The 17,263-nt window shown below is 39.7% G+C and carries 10 protein-coding genes; 9 read left to right on the top strand and 1 reads right to left on the bottom strand.

Going from position 1 to position 17,263, the window contains the following annotated elements:
• Positions 1–120: 120 nt before the first annotated feature.
• The 8 genes from Q0X77_RS01285 (at position 121) to Q0X77_RS01250 (ending at position 13,530) form a co-directional block, all read left to right on the top strand.
• Positions 121–1,332: an RsmB/NOP family class I SAM-dependent RNA methyltransferase gene (locus Q0X77_RS01285; protein ID WP_297792069.1), complete on the top strand. Its 1,212-nt coding sequence runs from the start codon at positions 121–123 to the stop codon at positions 1,330–1,332.
• A 99-nt stretch (positions 1,333–1,431) separates the two neighbouring features.
• Complete coding sequence (purL, locus tag Q0X77_RS01280) at positions 1,432–5,109, top strand: phosphoribosylformylglycinamidine synthase (RefSeq protein WP_297792067.1); 3,678 nt, start codon at positions 1,432–1,434, stop codon at positions 5,107–5,109.
• Positions 5,106–5,561 (top strand): GNAT family N-acetyltransferase, encoded by a 456-nt coding sequence (locus tag Q0X77_RS01275; protein WP_297792065.1) that lies wholly within the window; start codon positions 5,106–5,108, stop codon positions 5,559–5,561. The genes purL and Q0X77_RS01275 overlap by 4 nt, the downstream gene beginning before the upstream one ends.
• A gap of 165 nt (positions 5,562–5,726) precedes the next feature.
• Positions 5,727–7,499 carry a long-chain fatty acid--CoA ligase gene (locus Q0X77_RS01270; protein ID WP_297792063.1) on the top strand — a complete coding sequence of 591 codons (1,773 nt, stop codon included), beginning with the start codon at positions 5,727–5,729 and terminating at the stop codon, positions 7,497–7,499.
• Positions 7,500–7,637: 138 nt separating this feature from the next.
• Positions 7,638–8,102 (top strand): MarR family transcriptional regulator, encoded by a 465-nt coding sequence (locus Q0X77_RS01265; RefSeq protein ID WP_297792061.1) that lies wholly within the window; start codon positions 7,638–7,640, stop codon positions 8,100–8,102.
• Complete coding sequence (locus tag Q0X77_RS01260; protein WP_297792059.1) at positions 8,099–10,504, top strand: 3-hydroxyacyl-CoA dehydrogenase/enoyl-CoA hydratase family protein; 2,406 nt, start codon at positions 8,099–8,101, stop codon at positions 10,502–10,504. Before Q0X77_RS01265 ends, Q0X77_RS01260 begins: the two co-directional genes overlap by 4 nt.
• Before the next feature lie 4 nt (positions 10,505–10,508).
• Complete coding sequence (locus Q0X77_RS01255) at positions 10,509–11,699, top strand: acetyl-CoA C-acyltransferase (RefSeq protein WP_297792057.1); 1,191 nt, start codon at positions 10,509–10,511, stop codon at positions 11,697–11,699.
• 19 nt (positions 11,700–11,718) lie between these two features.
• Positions 11,719–13,530 carry an acyl-CoA dehydrogenase family protein gene (locus Q0X77_RS01250; RefSeq protein ID WP_297792055.1) on the top strand — a complete coding sequence of 604 codons (1,812 nt, stop codon included), beginning with the start codon at positions 11,719–11,721 and terminating at the stop codon, positions 13,528–13,530.
• 89 nt (positions 13,531–13,619) lie between these two features.
• Here the strand turns inward: Q0X77_RS01250 and Q0X77_RS01245 are convergent, their stop codons facing one another.
• On the bottom strand, positions 13,620–15,650 hold the full coding sequence (locus Q0X77_RS01245; RefSeq protein WP_297792053.1) for a dihydrofolate reductase: 2,031 nt from the start codon (positions 15,648–15,650) through the stop codon (positions 13,620–13,622).
• A 156-nt stretch (positions 15,651–15,806) separates the two neighbouring features.
• Between Q0X77_RS01245 and Q0X77_RS01240 the strand changes: the two genes are divergently transcribed.
• Positions 15,807–17,243: an aminotransferase class V-fold PLP-dependent enzyme gene (locus tag Q0X77_RS01240; protein ID WP_297792051.1), complete on the top strand. Its 1,437-nt coding sequence runs from the start codon at positions 15,807–15,809 to the stop codon at positions 17,241–17,243.
• Positions 17,244–17,263: the final 20 nt, after the last annotated feature.

Genomic DNA, 17,263 nt, shown 5'->3' with positions numbered 1-17,263 from the left:
CCATTGCTGATGGCCTATATTGGCTTACTCAAAAATTCTCCAAAGGTTTGGTTTAGTTGCTGAGTTTAGATTGGTTGGTTAAAAATTAAAAGCAATACCTTTGCCACCTAATTTTTACAGATGCGGTTACATAGAAATTTGGTATTTGCTGTGATAGATGCACTTAACCTCATATTTAATGAAAGTGAGTATGCAGACAAAGTGGTTGAAAAAACCCTGAAACTTGATAAAAGATGGGGTTCCAGAGACAGGGGTTTTATTGCCGAAACCACCTATGATATAGTCCGCTGGAAACGACTTTATTCGGAAATTGCTGAAGTTGGTGCTCCCTATTCCAGACCAAATCTATTCAGGCTATTTGCTGTATGGGCGGTGCTCAGGGGAATTCAACTACCCGATTGGAAGCAGATAGAGGACACTCCTGCCAGGCGAATCAAAGGAAGGTATGATGAACTTTCTAAAATTAGGAAATTCAGGGAATCTATTCCGGACTGGATGGATGATTTAGGGGCAGATTCCTTGGGTGAGGAGTTATGGACAAAGGAAATTGCAGCATTAAACAAGCAGGCTCAGGTAATACTAAGGACCAATACACTAAAAACAACTAAACCCAAATTAAGAACTATTCTAATGGATGAGGGTATTGGGACAGATCCAATTGAGGGTTATGCGGATGCACTAGTACTAAAAGAACGAACTAATGTGTTTAAAACTAAGGCTTTCGCAGATGGCTTTTTTGAAGTCCAGGATGCCTCCTCTCAAAAGGTTGGAACCTTTACACAGGCAGAACCGGGATTGCGGGTGATAGATGCATGTGCAGGAGCAGGTGGTAAAACTTTGCATTTGGCTGCTCTTATGCAGAATAAAGGTCAGCTGATTGCTCTTGATATTTATGGTAATAAATTAAAGGAACTAAAGCGAAGAGCGAAAAGGGCCGGGGCACATAATATTGAAACACGGCTTATTAGTAGCAGCAAAATCTACAAGAAATTATACTCCAGTGCAGATAGAGTTCTTATTGATGCGCCTTGCACCGGCCTGGGGGTATTAAGGCGCAATCCGGATGCCAAGTGGAAGTTACAGCCAGAATTTCTGACCAAGATTACGAAAGTCCAGCAGGAAATATTGAGAACCTACAGTAAAATGGTCAAAGAAAATGGCAAACTTATCTATGTTACCTGCTCCATCCTGCCACAGGAAAATTCGGAACAAGTAAAACAATTTTTTGCATCTGAGGAAGGCAGCGTATTCTCTTTGGAAAAAGAAAAAACTATTTATGCCTCAGAAAGTGGGTTTGATGGTTTCTACATGGCCCGAATGACAAGGAAGTAATGAACAATTTCATTTGAAAACTGTTAACTATTCTCCAAAAAAAACCCATATTATTAATGTAAATTTGTGCTTTCATGAACCTAATATGTAATATATTCCATGATTCATTTCTTTGGAGATCCCAGCGGTAAAGTTTTTGCAGTACAATCTAACCACGAACTTTCTACAAATGATATTGAGAAACTCAGCTGGTTATTTGGAAATCAACCTAAAATAAATGCGGCGTCTATTGACGCCTTTTTTGTTGGCCCCAGAGCGGCTATGATAACACCCTGGAGTACCAATGCAACAGAAATAACGCAGAACATGGGTATTACCGGGATAATCAGAATAGAAGAATTTACAACGGTGGGTGAAGACTTCATGGAGTTTGATCCTATGCTTTCACAAAAGTATCCGGGATTAGATCAGGATGTTTTTAATATTGAAGTAGTGCCTCATCCTATTCTTGAAATCGAAAATATTTCAGAATACAATGAAAAAGAAGGCCTGGCCCTTAGTCAGGATGAAGTAGAATATCTCGAAGGCTTATCAACTAAAATAGGCAGGAAATTAACCGATTCTGAAGTCTTTGGTTTCAGTCAGGTAAATTCTGAGCATTGCAGGCATAAAATTTTTAATGGGACATTTGTTATTGATGGCAAAGAGATGCCTTCTTCACTCTTCAAACTAATAAAAAAAACAGCTAAGGAAAATCCTAATGAAATTGTATCTGCTTACAAGGATAATGTAGCATTTGTTAAAGGTCCCAGGGTGTTTCAATTTGCCCCAAAAACCTCAGATAAACCGGATTTTTATCAGGAAAGCGAATTTGATTCCGTTATTTCACTTAAAGCCGAGACCCACAACTTTCCTACCACAGTGGAGCCTTTTAATGGAGCAGCTACAGGCTCAGGGGGTGAGATCAGAGATCGCCTTGCAGGAGGTAAAGGTTCACTCCCCATTGCCGGTACGGCGGTATACATGACCTCTTATTCCCGACTGGAAGAAAACAGGCCATGGGAACATAAAATGGAGGAAAGACCCTGGTTATATCAAACTCCTATGGATATTCTTATAAAAGCTTCCAATGGGGCTTCCGATTTCGGTAACAAATTTGGACAACCATTGATTTCAGGATCTTTACTGACCTTTGAACATGAAGAGCACTCCAGAAAATTGGGGTATGACAAGGTAATTATGCTCGCAGGGGGCATTGGTTATGGCAAGGCCAACCAGGCCCTGAAAGATATACCTAAAAAAGGAGATAAAATTGTTATACTCGGCGGGGACAACTATCGCATTGGGATGGGTGGTGCAGCAGTATCGAGCGCCGATACCGGAGAATTTAGTTCGGCGATAGAATTGAATGCGGTACAAAGGTCCAACCCGGAAATGCAAAAACGTGCGGCCAATGCCATTCGGGGCCTTGTGGAAAGTGAAGAAAATCCAATAGTTTCAATTCATGATCACGGAGCTGGCGGGCATTTAAACTGTTTATCTGAACTAGTGGAGGAAACCGGCGGTATCATTAATCTGGATAAACTCCCTATTGGCGATCCAACTTTGTCAGCCAAGGAAATAATTGGAAACGAATCTCAGGAACGCATGGGTTTGGTCATGGGAACCGAAAATATGAGTTTATTGCACAGAATTGCGGACCGTGAACGATCTCCTATTTATGATGTAGGGGATGTCACAGGGGACCATAGGTTCACGTTTCAATCCGAAACTAAAGGAATCAAACCTATGGACCTCGAGCTTTCGGATATGTTTGGCAGCTCCCCGAAAACCATAATGGATGATATTACTATAGATCGGAAATATCAAGATACTAAATTTAAAACCGCTCTTTTTAAAGACTATCTCGAGCAAGTTTTACAGTTAGAAGCAGTTGCCTGTAAAGACTGGTTAACCAACAAAGTAGACCGTTGTGTGGGTGGCAGAGTAGCCAAACAACAATGTGCGGGACCTTTACAACTACCTCTCAATAATTGTGGGGTCATGGCATTGGATTTCAAAGGCAGGGAGGGTATTGCCACTTCTATTGGTCATTCACCCATAAGTGGGTTGATTGACCCGGTTGCAGGAAGCAGGAATAGTATTGCCGAGGCCCTTACAAATATTGTTTGGGCACCTCTGAAAGACGGTTTAGCATCGGTCGCCCTTTCGGCAAACTGGATGTGGCCTTGTAGAAACGAAGGAGAAGACGCCAGGCTGTATAAGGCGGTAAAAGCCATTTCTGATTTTTCCATTGAACTTGGAATCAATGTTCCAACGGGAAAGGATTCATTATCCATGAAACAAAAATACAAGGATGAAGAAGTTATTGCACCCGGAACCGTAATTATATCAGCAGCAGCAAATTGCAATGATATAACCAAGGTTGTAGAACCTGTATTTGTAAAAAATATGGGAAGTCTTTATTATATTAATATTTCCCGTGACGCCTTTGAGTTGGGTGGTTCCTCTTTTGCACAAATCCTAAATACGATTGGCGATAAAGCACCAACAATTAGAGAGGCATCCTATGTCGCAAAGGTCTTCAACACATTGCAGGCACTGATTCGTGAGGGACAAATTATTGCAGGACACGATGTGGCCTCCGGCGGATTAATAACTACACTTTTGGAGATGTGTTTTGCCGATATTGATCTGGGTGCATCGGTGAATCTATCAGGTCTCGGAGAAAATGACACCGTTAAACTTCTTTTTGCAGAAAATAGCGCTGTGGTTTTTCAATCCAAAGATGATTCAGTAGAATTAAAAATGCAGGAAGCAGGTATTGATTTTATAAAAATAGGGAAAGTTGACCCGCAACCTGAACTGAATATAAAAAATCAAGATGTTGAAATTAACCTCAGTGTTGCAGAGTTACGTGATATTTGGTACAAAACATCCTACCTCCTGGATGCCAAACAAAGCTCTGGTAACCTGGCTAAATCGAGATATAAAAATTACAAAAAACAACCGCTGACTTTCAGTTTCCCGGAATACTACCAAAATAAATATCCAGAAAGGGGTAATGAAAAAATAAAACGCCCTAAAGCGGCAATTTTACGTGAAAAAGGAAGCAACTCCGAGCGCGAAATGGCCAATGCCATGTACCTTGCCGGATTTGACGTAAAGGACGTACATATGACCGATCTTATTTCAGGCAGGGAAACTCTTGAAAATATACAATTCATTGGTGCCGTAGGAGGATTCTCAAATTCAGATGTGCTGGGAAGTGCCAAAGGCTGGGCAGGTGCATTTAAATATAATGAAAAGGCCCGTCAGTCGCTTCTGAACTTCTTCAAACGCCCTGATACTTTGTCGGTAGGGATTTGCAATGGATGCCAGCTTTTTATGGAATTGGAATTAGTGAATCCTGAACATGAAATTCACGGTAAAATGACCTTTAACGATTCACATAAACACGAAAGTAATTTCACTTCGGTGAAGATAGAGGATAATAATTCCGTAATGCTGAGTTCTCTATCGGGAGCAGCACTTGGCGTATGGATATCTCATGGTGAAGGAAAATTTAGTCTTCCTTTAGCTGAAGAGAATTATAATATTGTGGCCAAATATGGCTATAGTGGTTATCCCGCCAATCCGAATGGCAGCGATTACAACACGGCAATGATTTGTGATAAAACAGGAAGGCATTTGGTAACCATGCCCCATATAGAACGCTCTATATTTCCCTGGAACTGGGCTTTTTACCCGAAGGATACTAATGATGAGATATCTCCCTGGCTGGAGGCGTTTATTAATGCCAGAAAATGGATTAATAATCCAACCCCGGCATCATGACGATAAGGAGAGCCAAACAGGAGGATGTCCCTGCAATTGTGCAACTTTTAGCGAATGATAAACTAGGCCGACTAAGAGAAGACTACAAAACACCTTTACCTGATACCTATTTGAAGGCCTTTAAAAATATTGATGGCGACATCAATCAGGAACTGGTTGTCGTTATAGATAACAATGAAATGGTTATTGGCACTTTGCAATTAAGTTTTATTCAATATCTGACGTATCAGGGAGGAATAAGAGCCCAAATAGAAGGGGTCAGGGTTCATGAGAATTACAGAAATAAAGGAATTGGAAAGGATCTTTTTGAATGGGCTATAGGACGTGCTAAGGAAATAGGTGCGCATGTTGTGCAACTGACGACGGATAAGAAAAGAGCTTCGACACTTAATTTTTATGAAAATTTGGGTTTCACTGCATCACATGAAGGAATGAAACTTCACTTAAAATAATGCCTCGGTCATAATAAAAAATATCAAAATACACCCATCGCCAGATTCTTGTTATCTGACATAACTTTTTACGATTTTGTTAGAAAATAAAGCCTTTTTTTAGAAATCTCATTTTATAATACCGTTCCCTTTTCTTATTTTGCAATTACCATTCAGAAACTTAATATGCAAAATATCACTCGTCTCTTTGATTTTCCTTATTACCAATTAGAAAAATTTAGCCTAAAGAATTCCCTCATAACGAAATATGATGGAGAGTGGGTTGAAACATCAACCAAAGAATATATTGATAAAGCCAATACAATTAGCAGGGCTTTATTAAGGTTGAATGTAAAACCCAATGATAAGATTGCTCTAATATCCATGACTAATAGAACAGAATGGAATATCATGGATATTGGAATATTGCAACTGGGAGCCCAAAATGTACCAATATATCCTACGATATCTGAAGAAGATTATGCTTATGTGCTTAACCATTCTGAATGTGTTTACTGTTTTGTATCCTGCAGTGAGGTTTATGAGAAAGTCAGGGCTGTAAAAAGTAAGGTGCCTTCTTTGAAAGAAATCTATTCTTTTGATCAACTCAAGGATTGCAAGAATTGGAAGGAATTATTAGAATTAGGTGAAGATGAGTCCAACCAGGATGAAGTAGAAAGCCTTAAGGAAAAAGTAAAGCCTTCAGATCTGGCCACTCTTATATACACTTCAGGAACTACCGGAAGACCAAAAGGTGTGATGCTTTCCCACGATAATATAGTGAGTAATGCACTGGAAAGTTCCGAGAGATTACCTATTGCCGATGGTTCCGTTAGGGCGCTAAGTTTCCTGCCGGTGTGTCACATTTATGAACGTATGCTGATGTATTTGTACCAGTATAGAAGTGTTGCCATCTATTTTGCTGAATCTCTGGAAACAATTAGCGAAAATTTAAAAGAGGTTGAACCTCATGTAATGACCGCTGTTCCCCGACTGATAGAAAAGGTTTATGATAAAATTATTGCAAAAGGCGCTGATTTAAAAGGTATAAAGAAATTCTTGTTTTTTTGGGCGGTCAAACTTGGACTTAGATATGAACCCTATGGCCAAAACGGATGGTTTTACGAAAAACAACTGAAACTGGCCCGCAAACTAATCTTTAGTAAATGGAAAGCGGGTCTCGGAGGAAATCTTGACCTTATAGCCTCGGGAAGTGCAGCCTTACAGCCCAGATTAGCCCGGATTTTTAATGCCGCGGAAATGGGCCTTATGGAAGGATATGGTTTAACAGAAACCTCTCCTGTGATATCAGTAAATGATATGCGCAATAACGGTTTTAAAATTGGTTCAGTAGGCAGACCCATTGGGCGTACTGAGGTAAAGATTGCACCGGATGGTGAGATCTGCGTTAAGGGTCCTCAAGTAATGATGGGTTATTATAGAGATCCCGAGAAAAGTGCAGAAGTATTAATAGATGGCTTCTTTCACACCGGGGATATAGGGGAAATTGATGCGGATGGTTTCCTGAAGATTACAGATCGCAAGAAAGAAATGTTTAAGACTTCCGGCGGAAAATATGTGGCTCCTCAGGTTTTGGAAAACCGATTTAAACAATCCAGGTTTATCGAACAGATTATGGTGGTGGGTGAAGGTGAAAAAATGCCCGCGGCACTTATACAGCCTAACTTTGAATTTTTAAAGGAATGGGGGGTCAGACATGATATCCAGCTTGGAACCAATGCAGAAAGTGTGATGAATGAAAAAGTTCTGGACCGGATACAGGAAGAAGTTGACCACGCCAATGAAAAATTTGCCAAATGGGAAAAAATTAAACAGTTCAGATTAACTCCGGATGTTTGGGGTGTTGACACTGGCCACCTTACCCCTACTATGAAACTTCGTCGAAAAATTATAAAAGAAAAATATATCGACCTGTATAATCAAATATATGGGCATTAGTGCTGTAAACCTCCTGTTTTTCGCATTTATACTTCTAAATTATAGTTGAATTCTTTTTAAAAACAATAAACGGTTCTTAAAAATTTATTATGCATGCATAATAAATTTTTATATCTTTGAAGAACAATTCAAGATTTTATGAAGGATATTACTATTGACTACGCGCTGCGTGCCACCTGGCAATCTGTCGCCAAAATGTATAATGAAGAAGCCAAACATTTTGGTACAACAATGGCCGTAGGCTTTACCTTATTGAGCATAGACCCTAAAACCGGTACTCCTTCTACTGCCCTGGGACCTAAAATGGGAATGGAGGCAACCAGCTTATCCCGTATACTTAAAAGTATGGAAGAAAAAGGGCTAATTGTGCGTAAGCCCAACCCGGCTGATGGTCGTGGTGTTTTAATTCATCTTACCCCTTTTGGGCTTGAAAAGCGCGAGGATTCTAAAGATGTTGTATTGCGGTTTAATGAGGTAGTGAAAGAAAATGTGAATGAAGCGCAGTTAAACAGTTTTTTTGAGGTAATAAATACCATTAACAGGCTAATATCTGAGAAAAAAATATACAGTAGGAACTCAAAATTAAATAATTATCATCAATGAATAAGCACATTAAAAAAGTAGCTGTCATAGGATCTGGTATTATGGGCAGTGGAATTGCTTGCCACTTTGCAAATATTGGCGTCGAAGTCCTATTACTTGATATAGTTCCCGGAGATCTTAATGAGAAGGAAAAATCAAAAGGGTTAACACTTAATGATAGGGCAGTTAGAAATAGAATTGTCAATTCTTCCTTGGCAACAGCTTTAAAATCAAAACCTTCACCTATCTATCATTCGGCTTTTGCGAGTAGAATCAGCACAGGGAATCTGGAAGACGACATAGCCAAGGTTGGTGGAGTAGACTGGATAATTGAGGTGGTTGTAGAGCGTTTGGATATTAAGAAAAAAGTATTTGAGAATCTTGAAAAACATCGTAGTCCGGGCACACTAATTACCTCTAATACCTCAGGAATCCCTATTAAATTCATGAGTGAAGGCAGAAGCGAAGATTTTCAGGAGCACTTTTGTGGTACTCATTTTTTCAATCCCGCTCGCTATTTAAAACTTTTTGAAATTATTCCCGGTCCGAAAACTAAGCAATCCGTGCTTGATTTTTTAAACGCTTACGGAGAAAAGTTTCTGGGAAAAACGTCCGTGATAGCTAAAGATACTCCTGCTTTTATAGGTAATAGAATAGGTATTTTCAGTATTCAAAGCCTGTTTCACATGGTAAAAGAGTTAGGGTTAACGGTGGAAGAAGTTGATAAACTTACCGGTCCCGTAATTGGCAGGCCAAAATCTGCGACGTTTAGAACGGTCGATGTTGTAGGTCTGGATACGCTTGTTCATGTTGCCAATGGTATTCATGAAAACTGTACGGAAGACGAAAGACATGATCTATTTAAATTACCGGAATTCATCCGGACCATGTCCGATAATAAATGGTTGGGCAGTAAAACGGGACAGGGTTTCTATAAAAAGGTAAAGACAAAAGAGGGCAAAAGTGAAATTCTAACCCTGGATTTGGAATCGATGGATTACCGACCAAAAAAGAAAGCGAATTTTGCCACCCTGGAAAAGACCAAACCCATTGACAATGTCATAGATCGTTTTAAAATTCTGGTAAATGGGAAAGATAAAGCGGGAGATTTTTACCGCAAAAGTTTTGCCGCACTTTTCGCTTATGTTTCTCATCGAATTCCTGAAATATCAGATGAATTATATAAAATAGATAATGCCATGAAGGCCGGCTTTGGCTGGGAACACGGTCCTTTCCAAATATGGGACGCCATTGGCTTGGAAAATGGTTTAAAAATGATCGCGGATGAAGGCCATAGTCCTGCAGCATGGGTTGAACAATTAAAAGATTCAGGGATTTCTTCATTCTATAGTGTAAAGGATGGAGCTACCTACTTTTATGATATCCCTAAAAATATCATGACGAAAGTTCCTGGTCAGGATGCCTTTATTATTCTGGATAACATAAGAAAATCCAATGAGGTATTTAAAAATAGTGGTGTAGTTATTGAAGACCTCGGAGATGGAATACTCAATGTAGAATTCCAATCAAAAATGAATACAATCGGTGGAGATGTTCTAGCCGGTTTAAATAAGGCAATAGATCTGGCCGAAAGAGATTTCCATGGCTTAGTGGTTGGTAACCAGGCTGCCAATTTTTCTGTGGGAGCAAATATTGGAATGATTTTCATGATGGCCGTGGAACAGGAGTATGATGAATTGAATATGGCCATAAAATTATTTCAGGATACCATGATGCGGATGCGATATTCATCTATCCCGACAATTTCAGCACCGCATGGTATGTGCCTTGGAGGTGGATGTGAGCTATCTCTGCATGCGGATAAAGTTGTTGCGGCTGCAGAAACCTATATTGGATTGGTGGAATTTGGCGTTGGAGTTATCCCTGGAGGCGGTGGTTCTAAAGAAATGGCCCTAAGGGCGTCTGACACCTTCAGAAAGAATGATGTTGAATTAAATGTATTACAGGAATATTTTCTGACTATTGGGATGGCTAAAGTTTCTACTTCTGCCTATGAAGCTTATGACTTAGGTATCCTTCAAAAAGGCAAGGATATCGTTGTTGTCAATAAAGACCGGCAGATCGCTACTGCCAAATCATATGCAAAACTAATGGCAGATGCAGGTTATACCCAACCTGTTAAAAGAAAGGACGTTAAGGTTTTAGGTAAACAAGCATTGGGTATGTTCCTTGTGGGTACAGATTCTATGGAGGCCGGACAATATATTAGTGAACACGACAAGAAAATTGCGGATAAATTAGCTTATGTAATGGCAGGAGGTGATTTATCAGAATCTAGTCTGGTTAGCGAACAATATTTATTGGATTTGGAGAGAGAAGCCTTTCTATCCCTTTGCACAGAACGAAAAACTTTGGAACGAATTCAGCATATGTTAAAAACAGGTAAACCACTTAGAAATTAAAAAAATGAAAACAGCATATATTGTTAAAGCTTATAGAACGGCAGTTGGAAAAGCACCAAAAGGATTATTCCGCTTTAAAAGACCCGATGAATTGGCGGCTGAGACTATCTCATATATGATGTCCGAATTGCCACAGCTCGATAAGAAAAGAATTGATGACGTTATTGTAGGTAATGCAATGCCCGAAGCGGAACAGGGCCTTAATATGGCACGTCTCATTTCTTTAATGGGCCTTGGGGTAGATGACGTTCCCGGGGTCACGGTAAACCGATATTGTGCATCCGGACTGGAAACTATTGGAATTGCTACCGCCAAGATACAGGCCGGTATGGCCGATTGTATAATAGCCGGAGGCGCTGAAAGCATGAGTTACATTCCAATGGGCGGATACAAGCCAACCCCGGATTATGAAATTGCTAAAGAAGGACATGAAGATTATTATTGGGGCATGGGTTTAACTGCTGAGGCGGTTGCCAATCAATTTAATGTTTCAAGGGAAGATCAGGATAATTTTGCCTATAACTCTCATATGAAAGCCTTAAAGGCACAGAAAGAAAATAAATTCCAGGACCAAATTGTTCCTATTGAAGTCGAACACACTTTCGTAAATTCTCAAGGTAAAAAGGAAACAAATAGCTACACGGTACAAAAAGATGAAGGTCCAAGAGCAGATACCTCATTAGAAGTTCTTTCCAAATTAAGACCTGTTTTCGCAGCCAAAGGGAGCGTTACTGCTGGAAATTCTTCACAAATGAGTGATGGAGCAGCTTTTGTAATGGTTATGAGTGAAGAATTGGTAAAAGAATTAAAATTAGAGCCTATAGCTCGTTTAGCAAACTATGCCGCTGCAGGCGTAGAACCGCGTATCATGGGTATAGGGCCTGTAAAAGCCATCCCCAAAGCGTTAAAGCAGGCAGGCCTGAAACAGGAGGACATATCATTGATTGAGCTAAATGAGGCATTTGCTTCGCAATCGCTTGCGGTTATAAGGGAGCTTGATCTCAATCAGGATATCGTTAACGTAAATGGAGGAGCCATTGCTCTGGGGCACCCTCTTGGTTGTACAGGAGCCAAATTATCTGTCCAGTTATTTGATGAAATGCGCAAACGTAAAATGAAGGGAAAATATGGAATGGTAACCATGTGTGTAGGAACCGGCCAGGGCGCGGCAGGGATATTCGAATTTATAAATTAATAGTAAAAAATAAGATAAAATGAGTACCGATACAATTAGTAAAGACATCTTAAGAGGAGGTCAGTTTTTGGTAAAGGAAACCAAATGTGAAGATATATTTACACTGGAAGATCTGACCGAAGAGCAAAAAATGATGCGAGAAAGCACCAAGGAGTTTGTAGATCGTGAACTATGGGGGCATTGGGAAAGGTTTGAGAAAAAGGATTATGCCTATACCGAGGAGACAATGCGAAAAGCAGGTGAATTAGGTCTTTTAAGTGTCGCTGTTCCCGAAGCCTATGGGGGAATGGGGATGGGATTCGTTTCCACAATGTTAGTATGTGATTATATTTCAGGGGCCACCGGATCATTCAGCACAGCCTTCGGAGCACATACTGGAATTGGCACTATGCCTATTACGCTTTACGGCACGGAAGAACAAAAAAAGAAATATGTGCCCAAATTGGCATCAGGTGAATGGTTTGGGGCGTATTGTCTTACCGAACCCGGAGCTGGTTCCGATGCAAATTCTGGAAAAACCAAGGCAGTACTGTCTAAAGATGGGAAACATTATCATATCAGCGGACAAAAAATGTGGATTTCCAACGCAGGATTCTGTAAGTTATTTATTGTTTTTGCCAGAATAGAGGACGATAAAAATATTACAGGCTTCATAGTTGAAAATGATCCTTCAAATGGAATCACCCTGGGAGATGAAGAAAAAAAACTGGGCATTCACTCTTCCTCTACACGACAGGTGTTTTTTAGTGATACCAAAGTTCCGGTAGAAAATATGCTCTCTGAACGCGGCAATGGATTTAAAATAGCAATGAATGCTTTAAATGTAGGAAGGATAAAATTAGCCGCCGCTTGTCTTGAAGCTCAAAGGAAAGTACTGGGAGAGGCCGTAAATTATGCCAACGAAAGGATTCAATTCAAAACTCCGATTATAAAGTTCGGTGCAATTAAAGCTAAAATTGCCCAAATGGCTACCAACGCCTATGCCGGTGAATCAGCATGTTACAGGGCTGCCAAGAATATTGAAGAAAGGATAGCCATAAGGGTGGCAGAAGGCAATTCACATCAGGAAGCAGAGCTTAAAGGAGTTGAGGAATATGCAATTGAATGTTCTATCCTGAAGGTTGCGGTTTCTGAAGATGTACAACAAACTACAGACGAAGGAATACAAATCTTTGGCGGAATGGGTTTTAGTGCAGATACCCCTATGGAATCGGCCTGGAGAGATGCGCGAATAGCAAGGATTTATGAAGGAACGAACGAAATAAACAGGATGTTAGCCGTGGGTATGCTTGTTAAAAAGGCAATGAAGGGCCATGTCGACCTTTTAGGACCCGCAACTAAAGTAGCCGAAGAACTTTTAGGAATCCCATCTTTTGACACACCCGATTACTCGGTCCTTTTTTCAGAAGAAAAGGATATTATCGGTCGCCTGAAGAAAGTATTTCTCATGGTTGCAGGAAGTGCAGTTCAGAAATTTGGTACAGATCTGGAAAAACACCAGCAAATATTATTGGCCGCATCAGATATATTAATAGAAATCTATATGGCGGAATCTACAGTCCTTAGAACTGAAAAAAATGCCAAACGATTTGGAGAAGAAAATCAGGCCGCGCAAATTGCTATGTCCAGGTTATACTTGTACAATGCCGTAGACACGGTTATCCAAAAAGGTAAGGAAGCTATCGTATCTTTTACGGAAGGGGATGAACAGCGAATGATGTTAATGGGTCTTAAGAGATTCACGAAGTATAACAATCAGCCAAATATAGCGTCTCTCCGTACGCAAATTGCAGACAAAATAGCTGCAGATAACAAGTATAGTTTCGATTAAAATTGAAAAGTGATTGCGAATAGATCATAATTAAAAACCGCTCAATTGAGCGGTTTTTCTTTTTATTTGACTTAGGTTATCCTTAATTTCTAATTTTTGGAATTTAGAAAATTAAAGGATTCGGAGTAACTCAACATCTGTTCTTCAAAACTTGTGGGTTGAACTATATCAACAGCTATAATCTCACCTTCTTCATTTTCAGTTGGAACCAATACAGGGTTTACGAAACCACTGTACGGCGCAGATTTGAACTGTGAATTTCTATCCAAAACTTCGGCATGTAATGCCTGATCAACCTTTACTCCATAACCTTCTACCAACTCCTGGGCCGCCTTGAAATCGCCTTCAGACTTTATCCGTTGCGTTTCTCGTAACAATTGTCCGAATAATTCACGCAAGGCGTCATAGTCATTGATATTAAAATACGTTTTGCCATCTCTGGTTACTTTTTCTATTACGTTGTTGGGCTTACCCTTTTCAAACGCCCAGGCAGATACCCATTGTCTGTTCACCATATGATCTTCTTCTATATCGTCTCCTAATTCTATTCTGACTAACTGAGACATCAGACCGTTTCTTATATATCCGTCATATGCGGCTTTACCCAGTTCTTCCCAATTATCAACAAGTCCCAGCTCCTGAAGTTTTGGGTCCATACTAAAATACAGCCCTATGAGGTCTGCCCTACCCTCTTCCATAGTAGAACTATAATTTTTCAAAGTTTCCTTTGGCTGACCAACCCCCGGGTTTATTTGTCCTGAAGCATGACCCACTACTTCATGTAAGGCAGTATGTAACTTATCTGCCTGCTTACCATATTTCTCTTCAAGCCTGATTTCCTCTTCGTCATGCGCAAACTCTTTCAATCTGCCACTTCCACCTGCATTATTGTATGCATCTATGATATTTCCCAGGGATACCGACTTGCTTCCATGCTGTTGTCGAATCCAGTTATTATTAGGTAGATTAACACCGATAGGCGTACTTGGAGAGGCATCCCCGGCCTCACCGGCAACATTTACCGTTTTATAGGATACGCCAACCACATTATCTTTTTTATGCTCTTCCATCAGGGTAGAGTTATCCTCAAACCATTGGGCATTTTCAGAGAGCACCGCCATTTTACGGGACATATCGAAATCATTGATCTCAATAATACTTTCATAGGAACCCCTATAACCTTTGGGATCATTATAAACTTCTATAAAACCATTTATCCAATCAATATTGCCCTGGGTAGAAGTTGCCCACTCAATACAATAGGCATCCCAGGTATCCAGACTTCCGGTTTTATAATATTCTATGAGTAATCCCAGAGCATTAGCTTGTTGATCATTTTCAGCAACGCTTTTAGCTTTTTCCAGCCATTTAATGATTTCATCTATGGCCGAGCCATACATGCCACCAGATTTCCAGACCTTTTCTACTAATTGGCCATTTTCCTTTACCAGACTGGAGTTTAAACCTGCCTCAACCGGGCGTCCTTCAGGACCCTTATACGCCGTTTTATAAAAATTATCCACATCAGCATCCGTAATATCCGATCCATAAAAATTCACAGCAGATGAAGCTATATTATCCACCCCCTTCTTCTTATTTACCTTTTTAGTATCCTTGTCATTAAAAATAACATCAAAAGCTTTTCCTTTAAGTTCAGTATCTGTTTCAGCGAGCAAATAATTTAAATATTCCTTTGAAAAACCAGGACGAAGCTTATCATTGGAATAATGATGGTGAATTCCGTTTGAGAACCAAAAACGCTTTAAATAAACCTCAAATGCAGCCCAATCTTTTGTAGATTTATCACCTGAATATGTCCTGTAAATATTCTCTAGTGCAGCCCTGATTTCCAGATTATGCCTGTAATTCTGGTCCCAGATTATATCGCGACCCGCTAAACCTGCCTGTGTCAAATAATAGACTAATTTTTTCTCCTTTAAAGTGAGTTCCTCAAAACCCGGAATCTGGTAGCGCAGAACTTTCAAATCTGCAAATTGGTCGACCAGGTATTCAAACTTGTCATCAGTAAGGGTCAAAGTTTCCTCGGGTACCGGTTTTTCTTTGCAGGACCAAAGCAATGAGACCAAAAGAAAGCTGCCAAATACTTGTTTAAATGTCATGATTTTTACCTTTTAATTAACCATGCAAATTTAGCGAAACATTAATGATTTCGTCTACTTGAAGAAAGAAGTTTCAATTACGTAACTCCATATTAGAAACATTTATCAAAAATAGTGGAACTTGTTTCCCAAAAGGGAACTATCTACTTTTATCGGATGAACAAACAACTAATTAAAGCTGCTTACTCCCCCGAAGATTTCAGAAATTCCGGTCATGAATTGATTGACCTTATTGCCGATCATTTGGATACTGCGATGAAGGGAACTTCATCAAAGGTCATTAATTATGCACAACCTACAGAGGAATATGAATTCTGGAACAACTATCTTCAGGTAGGCGAAGCCTCAGAGCTCAATAAAGCAATAATTAACCGAAGTATCCATTTACACCATCCCGGATATATGGGACATCAGATAAGTCCGGTAGCACCGGTAACAGCACTGACTAGCTTATTAAATGGAATACTTAATAATGGTATGGGCATTTATGAAATGGGGATGGCTCCAACAGCCATGGAGCGTGTTGTTATTGAGCAACTTTGTAAAGTAGTGGGCTATAGCCATAATTCTGGTGGATTTTTAACTTCAGGTGGAACATTAGCTAATCTCACTGCACTTCTGAGTGCTCGCAAGAGAATTGGCCTGAATGATGTCTGGGAAAATGGTACTGCTCATAAGATGGCAATAATGGTCTCTGAAGAAGCACATTACTGTATAGACCGAGCTGCCAGGATTATGGGGTTTGGGACAGATGGGATTGTTAAAATTCCAGTGACCGAAAATTTTGAAATAAATACGGCCTTGATGGAAGATGCTTTCAAAAAGACTACTGAAAAAGGGTATCAAATAATAGCTATTGTAGGAAGTGCTCCTTCAACGGCTACCGGTATTTATGACAATCTGGATGCCATTGGAGATTTCGCTCTGGCGAAGGGAATTTGGTTCCATATTGACGCTGCACATGGTGGCGGGGCAATATTTTCAGGAAAGTATCGGTCATTACTAAAGGGGATGAACAAAGCAGATTCTATGGTTATCGACGGTCATAAAATGATGATGATGCCCTCTATTACCACAGCCCTGTTATTTAAAAAAGGTAAAGATTCCTACAATACCTTTAGACAAAAAGCAGATTATTTACTGCAGGAATCTGAAGATGAAGATTGGTATAATCTTGCAAAACGTACTTTTGAATGTACCAAATATATGATGAGCCTGCATTGGTATACCTTACTAAAAATCTATGGTAAAAGTATTTTTGATGAATTCGTTACAACGCTATATGATCTGGGACAAAAGTTCGGTCTTATCCTTGAAAGTGATCCATCATTTGAAGTTGCCGTAAAACCGATGTCTAATATTATTTGTTTCAGATTTATAAACAAAGACATAGATCTTTTCAGCCTCAATAAAATCAATGCAACAATTAGACAACAACTTCTGGAAGAAGGAGAATTTTACATTGTTCAATCAAAAATTAAAGAAATTATTTATCTGCGGGTCACAATAATGAATCCATTCACGAATGAAGAACACTTTAAGGAATTACTGGATAATATTAAAAGAAAAGCAATCCCATTAATAAATGCTTAAATCTTGTGTAATCAATTATA

Source organism: uncultured Eudoraea sp. (genome assembly GCF_947258925.1).
GTDB lineage: Bacteria > Bacteroidota > Bacteroidia > Flavobacteriales > Flavobacteriaceae > Eudoraea.
Note: the sequence above shows the minus strand (reverse complement) of the source record. Positions and strands in the feature narration are given on the sequence as shown.